Origin of the sequence: Streptomyces turgidiscabies Car8 (genome assembly GCF_000331005.1) — a bacterium.
Taxonomy (GTDB): Bacteria; Actinomycetota; Actinomycetes; order Streptomycetales; family Streptomycetaceae; genus Streptomyces; species Streptomyces turgidiscabies.
Map to the genome: position 1 here is coordinate 1 of NZ_AEJB01000677.1, position 13,662 is coordinate 13,662.

The 13,662-nt window shown below is 71.3% G+C and carries 9 protein-coding genes; 7 read left to right on the forward strand and 2 right to left on the reverse strand.

Translation table 11 applies throughout. The features are described 5' to 3' along the window. Both STRTUCAR8_RS46940 and STRTUCAR8_RS46945 read left to right on the forward strand, forming a co-directional pair. The coding region (locus tag STRTUCAR8_RS46940; protein ID WP_006383590.1) for a helix-turn-helix transcriptional regulator at positions 1-3,028 on the forward strand (3,028 nt) is incomplete at its 5' end. A gap of 45 nt (positions 3,029-3,073) precedes the next feature. Continuing rightward, complete coding sequence (locus STRTUCAR8_RS46945; RefSeq protein ID WP_006383585.1) at positions 3,074-3,286, forward strand: DUF6191 domain-containing protein; 213 nt, start codon at positions 3,074-3,076, stop codon at positions 3,284-3,286. On the opposite strand, the gene STRTUCAR8_RS46950 is transcribed toward STRTUCAR8_RS46945, so the two are convergent. Together STRTUCAR8_RS46950 and STRTUCAR8_RS46955 are read right to left on the reverse strand one after the other, a co-directional pair. Next, positions 3,274-4,452, reverse strand: a complete 1,179-nt coding sequence (locus STRTUCAR8_RS46950) for a PQQ-dependent sugar dehydrogenase (RefSeq protein ID WP_234372648.1) — start codon at positions 4,450-4,452, stop codon at positions 3,274-3,276. The genes STRTUCAR8_RS46945 and STRTUCAR8_RS46950 overlap by 13 nt on opposite strands. A gap of 83 nt (positions 4,453-4,535) precedes the next feature. Continuing rightward, complete coding sequence (locus STRTUCAR8_RS46955) at positions 4,536-5,534, reverse strand: aldo/keto reductase (protein ID WP_006383586.1); 999 nt, start codon at positions 5,532-5,534, stop codon at positions 4,536-4,538. Between the two features lie 76 nt (positions 5,535-5,610). On the opposite strand from STRTUCAR8_RS46955, the gene STRTUCAR8_RS46960 reads away from it, so the two are divergent. The 5 genes from STRTUCAR8_RS46960 to ilvC form a co-directional block, all read left to right on the forward strand. Further along, on the forward strand, positions 5,611-6,561 hold the full coding sequence (locus STRTUCAR8_RS46960) for a 2-hydroxyacid dehydrogenase (RefSeq protein ID WP_044474102.1): 951 nt from the start codon (positions 5,611-5,613) through the stop codon (positions 6,559-6,561). Positions 6,562-6,963: 402 nt separating this feature from the next. Continuing rightward, a complete protein-coding gene (locus tag STRTUCAR8_RS46965; RefSeq protein WP_006383591.1) occupies positions 6,964-9,984 on the forward strand; it encodes a putative bifunctional diguanylate cyclase/phosphodiesterase in 3,021 nt (1,006 codons plus the stop codon). Between the two features lie 244 nt (positions 9,985-10,228). After that, entirely contained in the window at positions 10,229-12,076 is a 1,848-nt protein-coding gene (locus tag STRTUCAR8_RS46970) for an acetolactate synthase large subunit (RefSeq protein WP_006383583.1), read from the forward strand. Between the two features lie 20 nt (positions 12,077-12,096). After that, positions 12,097-12,624: an acetolactate synthase small subunit gene (gene ilvN, locus STRTUCAR8_RS46975; RefSeq protein ID WP_006383584.1), complete on the forward strand. Its 528-nt coding sequence runs from the start codon at positions 12,097-12,099 to the stop codon at positions 12,622-12,624. Between the two features lie 118 nt (positions 12,625-12,742). Then, positions 12,743-13,662: ketol-acid reductoisomerase (gene ilvC / locus STRTUCAR8_RS46980; protein WP_006383592.1), on the forward strand; the 920-nt coding region annotated here is incomplete at its 3' end.

Below are 13,662 nucleotides of genomic sequence, written 5' to 3' on the forward strand. Positions count from 1 at the left end.
CGTCTGTCCGGTGTTCGTCGGTCGTACCGATGAGTTGGGGGTGCTGCACGACGCGCTCGCCCGCGCCGCCTCCGGTGAGCCGCAGGCGCTGCTGCTCGGCGGGGAGGCCGGGGTCGGAAAGACGCGGCTGGTCGAGGAGTTCGCCGACGCGGCCGTCGGCCGGGGTGCCGTCGTCGCCCTCGGCGGCTGCGTCGAGATCGGCGCCGACGGGCTGCCCTTCGCCCCCTTCTCCACCGCCCTGCGCGCCCTACGGCGGGCACTGCCCGAGGAGTTGGCCGCCGCCGCTGCCGGACAGGAGGAGGAACTGGCCCGGCTGTTGCCGGAGTTGGGCGAGACCGGCACCGGACGGCACGACGAGGAGGGCATGGCCCGCCTCTTCGAACTCACCGCCCGCCTGCTGGAACGCGTGGCCGCCGACCGCACGGTCGTCGTCGCCCTCGAAGACCTCCACTGGGCCGACGCCTCCACCCGCCACCTCCTCGCGTACCTCTTCCGCACCCTGCGCACCGGGCGCCTCGTCGTCCTCGCCACCTACCGCGCCGACGACGTCCACCGCCGCCACCCGCTGCGCCCCCTGCTCGCCGAACTGGACCGGCTGCGCACGGTCCGCCGGATCGAGCTGAGCCGCTTCAACCGCGCCGAGGTGGGCCGCCAGATCGCCGGCATCCTCGCCGCCGAACCCGAACCGGCCCAGGTCGACGAGATCTTCGGCCGCTCCGACGGCAACGCCTTCTTCGTCGAGGAACTCGCCGTCGCCGCCCACGAGGGCTGCCGCACCCGGCTCACGGACACTCTGCGCGACCTGCTCCTCGTCCGCGTCGAAAGCCTGCCCGAGAGCGCCCAGCGGGTCGCCCGGCTCGTCGCCGAGGGCGGCTCCACCGTCGAGTACCGGCTGCTGGCCGCCGTCGCCGGGCTGGCCGAGGACGACCTCATCGAGGCGCTGCGCGCGGCGGTCGGCGCCAACCTCCTGCTCGCCACCCCGGCCGGCGACGGCTACCGCTTCCGCCACTCCCTGGTCCGCGAGGCCGTCGGCGACGACCTGCTCCCCGGCGAACGCTCCCGCCTCAACCGCCGCTACGCCGAGGCACTGGAGGCCGACCCGACGCTCGTCCCCGCCGACGAACGCGCCATGCGCCTGGCCAGCTACTGGTACCACGCCCACGACCCGGCCAAGGCCCTGCCCGCCGTCCTGCACGCCTCGGTCACCGCCCGCCGCCGGTACGCCTACTCCGAGCAACTACGGCTCCTGGAAAGGGCGATGGAACTCTGGGACGCCGCCCCCGACGCCGTACGGACCACCCTGCGCCCCGTCGACTACACCGAGGTCTACCCGCCCTGCGGCTGTGACCCGGCCACCACCCCGCTGCACTACATGGACCTCATGGCCGAGGCCGCCGTCGCGGGCCGGCTGTGCGGGGAACGCGAACGCGCCCTGAAGATCATCAAGCGTGCGCTGCACCTCCTGGAGGACGACGGCGACCCTCTGCGCGCCGCCTGGTTCTGGTGCCAGCGCTCCCGGCTGGTCCAGTCCCTGTCCCGTGGCGACGGCTGGCAGGAACTGGACACGGCCCAACAACTCGTACGCGGCCTGCCGCCTTCGGAGGTCCACGCCGAGGTCCTGGCGAGCGCCGCCATCTGGTCGATGCTGCACTGCCCGGGCCCCGCCGCCCTCGCCGCCGCCGAACAGGCGGTCGAGTACGCCCGTATGGTCGGCGCCGACGAGACCGAGCTGCACGCCCGCCTCACCCACGGCGGCCTCCTGGTCGACGCGGGGGCCACGGAGGCCGGGTTCGCGGAGATGCGGGCGGTCAAGGAGAGGTCGGTGGCGGAGAACATCTTCTTCGTCGCCGGACGCGCGTACGTGAACCTCCCCTCCGGACTCGAAGCGGTCGGCCGCTCCCGGGACTCCGTCCCCATCCTGGAGGAGGGCGTCGCCTACACCCGTAGGTTCGGGCTGCTGGACTCCGAGGCCTGGGTGTGGTGCAACCTCTCCGAGTCGCTGTACTCGCTCGGCCGGTGGGACGAGGCCGCCGACGCCGCGGCCAACGCGCTGCGGCGCGGCCACAGCAACAAGCCGCAGGGCGGCGGTGCCGTCTGCCTGGCCCGGCTCGCCCTGGACTGCGGCGATCTGCCCGATGCCGCGCGCCAACTGGCCACCGCACACGAGCACTTCGGCACGCACGACCCCATGCCCCAGCACGACCTGCTGCTCGCCCAGATCACCATCGGCGTCGCCGCCGCCGAGAGCCGCCTCCTCGACGTCCGCACCGTACTGGGCCACGCCCTGGACACCGGCTTCCCGCCCGGCACCCACCGCTACGCCTGGCCGCTGCTCCTCGCCGCCGCCACCGCCGAGGCCGACGCCCGTGCCCTGCCCAGCGCCGGGCCGGGCCGCTCCGAGACCCTTGCCCGCATCCTCGACACGGTCAAGACACTCACCACGGGCGCCCCCGTCTGGCTCGCCCACGAGCAGTGGGTCCGCGCCGAACTCCAGCGCGCCGACGGCACGGCCACCCCCGACACCTGGTCCCGGCTCGTCACCGCCTTCGAGACACTGGACCGCCCCTACGACCTCGCCCGCGTCCGCCACCGCCTCGCCGAGGCACTGCTGACGGACGGCGCCGAGCCCGACGACCGCGACCGGGCGACCGAACTGCTCCGCCTGGCCGCCACCGTCGCCGACCACCTGGGCGCCCGCCCCCTCGCCGGCGCCGTGGCCCTCCTCGCCAGGCGGGCCCGCCTCACCCCGACCGGCACCTCGCCGGGCACCTCGCCCGGGCCCGGGGCGGACCCGGCCGAGTCCCTCGGCCTCACCAGCCGTGAACGGGACGTCCTGCGTCTGGTCTCCGCCGGCCGCACCAACCGCCAGATCGCCGGGGAACTCTTCATCTCCCCGAAGACGGCGAGCGTCCACGTCTCCAACATCCTGGCCAAGCTGGGCGTCTCCGGGCGCGGCGAGGCGGCGGCGGTGGCACACCGGCTGGGGCTGTTCCCGCCGGAAGCGATCCCGGCCCGGACCGCCGGTTGAGGCCGGGAGTTACGCTGCAAGGGACCCAGGACCGTGGGAGGCCCCGTGTTCAACATGTTCGAGGAGCTCTTCGCCCCGGGACGCAAGCACACCAGCGACGAGCAGAACCGCCTGGAGCTGACCCGCGAGGACGTCGGTGACGGAGACCCCGGACACGGGCCGATAGACCTCACGTCCGGGAAGGTCGTCATACGCCCGCACGAGCAGCCGCAGGTGACGGACGAGCCGGATCGGTCCGACCCGCCTCAGGTCACCTGAAGCTCCAGAATCCGGTCGTCGCCGCCCTCGGGCGACCCCCGCCCGTCCGTCTCGCTCGTCACCAGCCACAGCTTGTCGCCCCCCGCCGACACGACCGTACGGAGCCTGCCGTACTCGCCCTCCAGGAATGCCTGGGGGTCGGCGGCGGCCTCGGTGCCCTTCAGGGGGACGCGCCACAGACGTTGGCCCTTGAGCCCCGCCATCCACACCGAGCCCTCGGCGTAGGCGATGCCGCTGGGGGAGGCGTCGTCCGTGTGCCAGGTGGCGAGGGGGTTGTGGAACGCGCCGTCGTCGCTGTCGCCCTCCGCCTCCGGCCAGCCGTAGTTGTCGCCCGGCTTGATCTGGTTCAGCTCGTCCCAGGTGTCCTGGCCGAACTCCGAGGCGAACAGCCGCTGCTTCGCGTCCCAGGCGAGGCCCTGCACGTTGCGGTGCCCGTACGAGTACACGGGGGAGTCGGGGAAGGGGTTGCCCGGGGCCGGTTCGCCCTCCGGGGTCAGGCGCAGGATCTTGCCGCCCAGCGACGCCTTGTCCTGGGCGAGGCCGGTGTCGCCGCTCTCGCCCGTGCCCGCGTACAGCATCCTGTCGGGGCCGAAGGCGATCCGGCCGCCGTTGTGGATATAGCCCTTCGGGATGCCCCGGAAGACCGTGTTCGGGGCGCCCAGCTGCTCGCCCGCGGGCTTCTCCTCCTCGTACAGCATGCGTGCGACGCGGTTGTCCGACTCCGTCGTGAAGTACGCGTAGACCATGTGGTCCGACGCGAACGAAGGAGACAGCGCGAGGCCCAGCAGCCCGCCCTCGCCGGCCGCGGAGACGCCCGGCACCTCGCCCAGCTCCGTCTTCTTTCCCGTCTTCGTGTCCACCCGCGTGATCGTGCCCTCGTCACGCGAGGAGACCAGCAGATCGCCGTCCGGCAGCGGGGCCAGCCCCCAGGGGGACTTCAGGCCCTCGGTGACCGTGCGGACCACCTTCACCGAGCCCTTGGCCGGTGGAACGTCCTCGGTGGCTCGCGCGGAGGGGGACGAGCCCGGACTCGTACGGTCCGGCGCCGCGCTGTCACCGACACCACCCGAGCCACCGCCCCCGCCCTCGTCGGAGGAGCAGCCGGCCGCGAGCAGAAGCGTGGCCGCGGCCAGTACGGCCGTCACAGCTCTACGTTGCACGATCATGGTCCCTTCGAAGTGACGGGTTCTCCTTGTCATACACCGCTCGCGCCCCACGAGTTCCCGATCCCCGAAGCCTGATGCCGGGATCAGTCCCACGACCCCTGCGCCTTCGGCAGCCCCGCCACCTCCGCCAGGTCCGCCGCCGTCAGCCGCAGCCGCGCCGCCCCGGCGTTCTCGGCCACCCACTGTTCCCGCTTCGCCCCCGGTACGGGCACCACGTGCCGCCCCTGCGCGAGAACCCACGCCAGCGCCACCTGGCCCGGCGTGACGTCCGGCCCGATCCGGGCCGCCACCCGGCGCAGGCCCGCCACGATCGGCTGGTTCGCGGCCGTCATCTCGGCGGTGAAGCGGGGATGACGGGCCCGGATGTCCTCCCGCTCGAAGCCCTCGCCCGGCACCAGCGTCCCGGTCAGGAAGCCGTTGCCCAGCGGCATCGCCGCCAGGAAGCCGATCCCGCGCGCCGCACACCACGGCAGCAGCGCGTCCAGCGCCTCACGTGACCACACCGACAGCTCGGCCTGCACCGCGCTGACCGGGAACACCTGCTGAACCCGCTCCAGTTGACGGATCGTCGCGTCGTACGGCCGCGCCCCCGACCGGCGTTCGGGCGGCGCGCCCATCGCCGACAGCCCCAACGCCCGTACCTTTCCCGCCTGTACGAGCTCCGCCAGCGCGCCCCACGTCTCCTCGACGGGCACCTCCGGGTCCGCGCGGTGCAGGTGGTAGAGGTCGATGACATCCGTCTGGAGGCGGCGCAGCGAGGCGTCGCACGCTCTTTTCACGTAGCCAGGACGGCCGTTGGCCACGATGTGCTGATCCCCCACCAGCAGACCGACCTTCGTCGACACGAAGGCGTCCCCACGCCGCTCCCGCAACGCCCGTCCCACCAGCAGCTCGTTGGTGAACGGGCCGTACATGTCGGCCGTGTCCAGCAGGGTCATGCCCTCGTCCAGGGCCCGGTGCACGGCCCGCACCGACTCCTCGCCACGTCGCCGAGAGGCGCTGTACGCCCAGCTCATCGGCATGCACCCGAGGCCGACAGCCCCCACTTCGAGCGCCGCCGCGCCGATCGTCCTGCGCTCCACGTGGTCGTGAACCTCTCTCTCCTTGCACCCCAAACCTAACCTCTGTACGCACAGGGGTTCGCCTACGCTCGTGACCATGACTGCTGACGTGTGGCTTCCCATCCCGCCGGAGGAGATCGAGGGTCTGCCCGAAGGCCCCGACTACCTGTTCTGGAACGGCGATCAGGACTATCCCGGGGATCCGGCCGACTGCGCGTTCTACGTCGTGCCGTACATGAAGTCGGTGGAGGTCTGTGTACGTCCCCTGCCCGAGATGACCCGCGTCCAGGTGCTGCAGACGCTGTCCGCCGGAGTCGACAACGTGCAGCCGGGGCTCAGGCATCTGCGCCCCGGCGTACAGCTGTGCAACGCGCGCGGTGTGCACGAGGCGAGCACCGGTGAGCTGACCCTCGCCCTGATCCTGGCCTCGCTACGGGGCATCCCCGACTTCGTGCGGGCGCAGGACAAGGGGGAGTGGCGGGGCGGCTTCCGGCCGGCGCTCGCCGACAAGAGCGCCCTGATCGTCGGCTACGGCGCGATCGGCGCCGCCATCGAGGACCGGCTCGCGCCCTTCGAGCTCACGCGGGTGGCGCGCGTCGCGCGCTCTGAGCGCACCACGGCGCGCGGACCGGTGCTTCCGCTCACCGAACTGCCCGCCCTCCTGCCCGAAGCCGACATCGTGATCCTCGCCACGCCCCTCACCGATCAGACAAGAGGGCTGGTGGACGCCGAGTTCCTGGCGCGGATGAAGGACGGCGCGCTGCTCGTGAACGTCGCCCGAGGACCCGTCGTCGACACCAAGGCCCTTCTCGCCGAGCTGGAGTCCGGGCGCCTCACGGCCGCCCTCGACGTCACCGATCCGGAGCCGCTGCCTCCGGGACACCCCTTGTGGCAGGCGCCCGGCGTGCTCATCAGCCCTCATGTCGGCGGCCCGACAACCGCGTTCCGGCCACGCGCCGAGAGGCTGCTGGTGGCCCAGCTGAGTCGTTTCATGAACCGGGAGCCGCTGCGCAACGTGATCCTTACGACGGGAGCGGCCGACGCGTAGTCCGGTTCGGGCACCCTCCGCATTCCCCCGTATGCGGGGTGTGTCGTTGCCGCCGTCGGCCGTCACGGAGAGTAGAGGAACTATGTCCCTGAGTGACGAGACTGGTGTATCGTCCCGACAGGGGCTGCGCCGCGAACCGTTCGGCGCCGGGGACGGACATTTCAGACTGTGAGGGGGGCGACGGGCGATGCACGGCCTATGGACGAACGATCCGACGCGGCGGGGCCGCCGACAGCGACCCTGGCGCACGGCCGCGTGCAGACGCGGCCACGGCAGCCATCATCAGCACCGCCGGCACAGCGGTCGCCGGAGGCACGCGAACACCGCGCCCCCGGCAGCCGGCACGCACCCGGGACAGTGGGACGCGCGGGACACAGGCGCGCCGCGGACCGGGAGCGTCCGGTGAGTTCCCCCGGGGCACTGCTGGCCCGCCGACCGGTCTCCGGCGAAGGGACGAGCCTGGTCACGCAGCTCGTCCTGGCCCTGGTGTGCGCGGGATACGCCGTCGGCTCCGCGCTCGGCTGGGGCTCTCCCCGACTCGCCCTCATCATGGGCGACTTCGGGCTGAGCGCCGCGGCGGCCGTCGCGGCCGTGTCCTGTTTCCTCTACGCCCGCCGCCGTATCCGCTTTCGACCCGCCTGGCTGCTGTTCGCCCTGTCGTCCACCATGGCGTCCCTGGGCAACCTCGTCTGGGGCTGGTACGAGATCGTGCTCGACCGTGAGGTGCCCAGCCCCAGCTTCGCCGACCTGTTCTTCCTGTGCTTCGCCCCGCCCGCCATCGTGGGACTCCTGGTCCTCGCCAAGCGGCCGGCGACGAAGGCCGGCTGGGTCTGCATGGTTCTCGACGCCTGGCTGATCGGCGGCTCGCTGCTCACCCTGTCGTGGAGCCTGGCCCTCGCCCAGGCGGCGAGGTTCGACGGGCCGAGCGTCGCGCACGCCGCGCTGTCACTGGCGTACCCGCTGCTCGACATCGCCCTCGTGAGCATGGTGCTCGCACTGCACTTCCGGCGCTCCACGGTGAACCGGTCCGCCGCGAACACCGCCATCGGCGCGCTCGCCCTGACCGTGGGCTGCGACGCCCTGTTCACCTCGCCCCTGATGCACAGCAGCTACCACTCGGGCCAGTTGCTCGACGCGGGCTGGTTCGCGGGCTCGCTGCTCCTGGCGTACGCGCCATGGGTCCGGTCCGGCCACGGCGGCCCGGGCGAGTCCGACGGGCACACGCGCGTGGTCCACGAACACCGCCCCGCGCGGCAGCACCCGGGCGGGCCCGGGGGACCCCGGCCCGTACCCCGTCAGGGCCGGCCGCCCGCACCCGGGCAGGGGCGACCGCCCGCACCGGGAGGCGATCACAGCCGGTACCCGGCCACCCGGCCCATCACCGGCTCGCTGGCCGCGCTCACGCCGTACCTGGCCGCCGCCGTGTGCACGCTCGGCATCCTCTACAACGTGCTCAACGGCCGCAGCCCCGACCGCGTGGTGCTCATCACCGCGGGTGGCGTCGTTCTCGCGCTCGTCGTGCGCCAGGGCATCATGCTGCTCGACAACATCACCCTCACCCAGGAGCTGGCCCAGAAGGAGAACCACTTCCGCTCCCTGGTGCAGGGCTCCAGCGACGTCATCATGATCGCCGCCCCCAGCGGGATGCTCCGGTACGTCAGCCCGGCCGCCGCCGGGGTCTACGGACGGTCCGCGGAGGACCTCGTCGGCACCGAGCTGGCCCATCTCATCCACCCGGAGGACCTGGGCTGTGTGGTGCACGAACTGCGCCGCTTCCTCGCGGCCAGCCCCGACGAGGAACCCACCACCCGCATCGAGTGCCGCTTCAAGGCCGGCGGTGGGGGCACATCGCGCTCGACCGAAGGCGAGAGCGGGGGAGGCTGGCTGAACGTCGAGTCCACCGTCAACCGGCACCACGGCGGCCTCATCTTCAACAGCCGGGACGTCACCGAACGGGTGCGCCTCCAGGCCCAGTTGCAGCACAACGCCGAGCACGACCCCCTCACCGACCTGCCCAACCGCGCCCTCTTCACCCAGCGCGTGCAGCAGGCCCTGTCAGGCCGCCGCTCCACCGACCGCGGCACGGCCGTCCTCTTCATCGACCTCGACGGCTTCAAGGCCGTCAACGACACCATCGGGCACCAGGCCGGGGACGAACTGCTCGTCCAGGCCGCCCGCAGGCTCCACGACGCGGTCCGCTACGGGGACACCGCCTCCCGCCTCGGCGGTGACGAGTTCGCCGCCCTGATCCTCGGGGACGGCACCCGGGACCGGGCCGCGCGCGAGCGCCAGATAGGGGAACTGGCCAACAGGCTGCGGCTCACCCTCTCGCAGCCCTACGACATCGGCGGCAACGATGTCCGGGTCAACGCCTCCATCGGCGTCGCCTTCGCCGAACCCGGCCTCGGCGCGGGCGAGCTGCTGCGCAACGCCGACCTGGCGATGTACCGCGCGAAGGCCTCCGGCAAGGGCCGCGTGGAGCTCTACGCGCCCCAGATGCAGCAGGACGTCGTACGGAAGGCGGAGCTGGCCACGCGCCTGCGTGCCGCTCTGCACGACGGCGAGTTCGCGCTGCTGCACCAGCCCGTCGTGGCGCTGGAGAGCGGCCGGATCACCTCGGTCTCCGCCCAGGCACGCTGGCGCTCCTCCCAGGGCGTCCTCTTCACACCCGCCGAGTTCCTGCGCGTCACCGAGGACAGCGAGAAGACCGCCGAGCTGGACCGCTGGATGCTGGAGGAGGCCGTCGAACAGGCCGCCGAACGCGCCGCGACCGGGCTCGCCGTACCCGTCGCCGTCCGGATGAGCGCCCGGCGGCTCCTCGACCGCTCCCTGCCCCTGGGGTCGATCGAGACCCTGCTGACCCGCCACGGGCTCCCCACGGGCGCCCTGGAGATCGAGCTGACCGACACCGACCCCCGGGTCTCCCTGGACGAGCTGGAGCGCCGGCTGAACGCCTTCAGGCTGCTCGGCGTACGGATCGCGCTGGACGGCTTCGGCAGTGGCTACGCGCCGATCACAGCGCTGCGCCGGCTCCCCGTCGACGTACTGAAACTCGACCGCGGTCTGGTCGAGGGGGTCGTCGAGTCCACGCGGCTGCGGAAGATCACCGGTGGGCTGCTCCGAATCGCCACCGACCTCGGGCTCCCGTCCGTGGCCGACGGGGTGGACCTGCCGGAGCAGGTGGTCGCCCTGCGCGCGATGGGCTGCACGCACGGCCAGGGCATGGCCTTCTCCGGGCCGCTGGACGAGTACCGGCTGCGCCGGGCCCTGTCCACCGGCCGCTATCCGGTGCCGCACGGTCCGGCCGAGCCCGCGTTCGCGGGCGGCGGTTCCGGGGTGTACACAAGTACAGGTGTGCCCGCTGTTTTCGGAGGCGGAACAGCCCTCCGTTCACATAATGAGACTCCCGTCCCACCCACTTGACAGTCGGTGTGTGCCGGGGGGAGGGTCGACCCTATGCGCACCCGAATTCTCGTACTTGGAAAGCGCGTCGGCTGACGCTGGTGAACGTTTCGGACAGACCCGGAACTTCCAGCGACCGCACCCGGCGCGCTCCCCTCGCTTGCCTCACGGCACGAGGGGTTTTTTGTTGCACCGGCACCGGTCGGACAGCAACGCAGACCGTACAAAACTCGCAAAAACCCTCAGCATCGAGAAGAGAATGCCGATGACCGAGCAGGCCACCGGGGCCAGTCACCCGCAGCCGCGGCCCCGTTCCGGAGGACAGCAGTCCGCCCCCGAGTACGTCACGGGTGCGAAGTCCCTCATCCGCTCGCTTGAGGAGGTCGGGGCCGAGACGGTATTCGGCATTCCCGGCGGGACGATCCTTCCCGCCTACGACCCGCTGATGGACTCCACGCGGGTGCGGCACGTGCTCGTCCGGCACGAGCAGGGCGCCGGTCACGCGGCCACCGGTTACGCGCAGGCCACCGGCAAGGTGGGCGTGTGCATGGCCACTTCGGGCCCGGGTGCCACCAACCTGGTCACACCGATCGCGGACGCGATGATGGACTCCGTGCCGCTGGTCGCGATCACCGGCCAGGTGGTCTCCAAGGCCATCGGCACGGACGCCTTCCAGGAGGCGGACATCGTCGGCATCACCATGCCGATCACCAAGCACAGCTTCCTCGTCACCAAGGCGGAGGACATCCCGAAGGCGATCGCCGAGGCGTTCCACATCGCCTCGACCGGCCGGCCGGGACCCGTCCTCGTGGACATCCCGAAGGACATCCTGCAGGCGCAGACGACGTTCTCCTGGCCGCCGGCGCACGACCTGCCCGGCTACCGCCCGGTGACCAAGCCGCACGCCAAGCAGATCCGCGAGGCCGCCAAGCTGATCACGGCCGCCAGGCGGCCCGTCCTGTACGTCGGCGGCGGTGTCCTCAAGGCACACGCCACCGCCGAGCTCAAGGTTCTCGCCGAGCTCACCGGAGCGCCCGTCACCACCACACTGATGGCGCTCGGCGCGTTCCCCGACAGCCACCCGCTGCACGTGGGAATGCCGGGCATGCACGGTGCGGTCACCGCCGTCACCGCGCTGCAGAAGGCCGACCTGATCGTCGCCCTCGGAGCCCGCTTCGACGACCGCGTCACCGGCAAGCTGTCCAGCTTCGCCCCGCACGCCAAGATCGTCCACGCCGACATCGACCCGGCGGAGATCGGCAAGAACCGCGCCGCCGACGTCCCGATCGTCGGGGACGCCCGCGAGGTCATCGCCGACCTGGTCCAGGCGGTGCAGAAGGAGCACAGCGAGGGCCAGACCGGGGACTACACCGCGTGGTGGAAGGACCTCAACCGCTGGCGCGAGACCTACCCGCTGGGTTACGAGCAGCCCGACAACGGCTCGCTCTCCCCGCAGCGGGTCATCGAACGCATCGGACAGCTCGCCCCCGAGGACACGATCTTCACGGCGGGCGTCGGCCAGCACCAGATGTGGGCCGCGCACTACATCCAGTACGAGAAGCCCGCGACCTGGCTGAACTCCGGCGGCGCCGGAACGATGGGATACGCGGTCCCGGCCGCGATGGGCGCCAAGGCCGGCGCCCCGGACCGTACGGTCTGGGCGATCGACGGCGACGGCTGCTTCCAGATGACCAACCAGGAACTCACCACCTGCGCGCTCAACAACATCCCGATCAAGGTCGCCATCATCAACAACGGCGCCCTCGGGATGGTCCGCCAGTGGCAGACCCTCTTCTACAACCAGCGCTACTCCAACACCGTCCTGCACTCCGGCCCGAACGACGTCAACCCGGACGCCAAGGGCACCCGCGTCCCGGACTTCGTCAAGCTGTCCGAGGCGATGGGCTGCTACGCGATCCGCTGCGAGTCCCCGGACGACCTCGACAAGGTCATCGAGGAGGCGAACTCGATCAACGACCGCCCCGTCGTGATCGACTTCATCGTCCACGAGGACGCCATGGTGTGGCCGATGGTCGCCGCCGGCACCTCCAACGACGAGATCCTGGCCGCCCGTGACGTCCGCCCCGACTTCGGCGACAACGAAGACGACTGAGCGAGAGAGACCCCAGAGACATGTCCAAGCACACCCTCTCCGTCCTCGTCGAGAACAAGCCCGGTGTCCTCGCCCGGATCACGGCTCTGTTCTCCCGGCGCGGCTTCAACATCGACTCGCTCGCCGTCGGCGTCACCGAGCACCCCGAGATCTCCCGCATCACCATCGTGGTGAACGTGGTCGACGCGCTTCCCCTCGAACAGGTCACCAAGCAGCTCAACAAGCTCGTCAACGTGCTGAAGATCGTCGAACTGGAATCCGGCTCGGCCGTTCAGCGTGAACTCGTTCTGGTGAAGGTGCGCGCGGACAACGAGACGCGTTCCCAGATCGTCGAGATCGTCCAGCTGTTCCGCGCCAAGACGGTCGACGTCTCCCCGGAGGCCGTGACCATCGAGGCCACCGGCAGCAGCGACAAGCTGTCCGCCATGCTCAAGATGCTGGAGCCGTACGGCATCAAGGAACTGGTGCAGTCCGGCACGATCGCGATCGGGCGCGGCGCGCGCTCGATCACCGACCGGTCGCTGCGGGCCCTCGACCGGTCGGCATAACCACGGATTCGGGCGGTCGGGTGATACCGGCCGCCCGTATGCCGAGACCCCGAAACTTCACTTCCGCCCGCCGTCATACGGTGGGACGCAACACCTGCACTCAAGGAGAGAACCCAAAGTGGCCGAGCTGTTCTACGACGCCGACGCCGACCTGTCCATCATCCAGGGCCGCAAGGTCGCGGTCATCGGTTACGGCAGCCAGGGCCATGCCCACGCGCTGTCGCTCCGCGACTCGGGTGTCGACGTCCGCGTCGGTCTGCACGAGGGCTCCAAGTCGAAGGCGAAGGCCGAGGAGCAGGGCCTGCGCGTGGTGACCCCCGCCGAGGCCGCCGCCGAGGCCGACGTCATCATGATCCTCGTCCCGGACCCGCTGCAGGCCCAGGTCTACGAGGAGTCCATCAAGGACAACCTGAGCGAGGGCGACGCGCTGTTCTTCGGCCACGGCCTGAACATCCGCTTCGACTTCATCAAGCCCCCGGCCGGCATCGACGTCTGCATGGTCGCCCCCAAGGGCCCGGGCCACCTCGTGCGCCGCCAGTACGAGGAGGGCCGCGGCGTTCCGTGTATCGCGGCCGTCGAGCAGGACGCGACCGGCAACGCCTTCGCGCTGGCCCTGTCGTACGCCAAGGGCATCGGCGGCACCCGCGCCGGCGTCATCAAGACGACGTTCACCGAGGAGACCGAGACCGACCTGTTCGGTGAGCAGGCCGTCCTCTGCGGTGGTACGGCCGCGCTGGTCAAGGCCGGTTTCGAGACGCTGACCGAGGCCGGTTACCAGCCCGAGATCGCGTACTTCGAGTGCCTGCACGAGCTGAAGCTGATCGTCGACCTCATGTACGAGGGCGGCCTGGAGAAGATGCGCTGGTCGGTCTCCGAGACCGCCGAGTGGGGCGACTACGTCACCGGCCCGCGGATCATCACGGACGCCACCAAGGCCGAGATGAAGAAGGTCCTCGCCGAGATCCAGGACGGCACCTTCGCGCGTGAGTGGATGGCCGAGTACCACGGCGGTCTGAAGAAGTACAACGAGTACAAGTC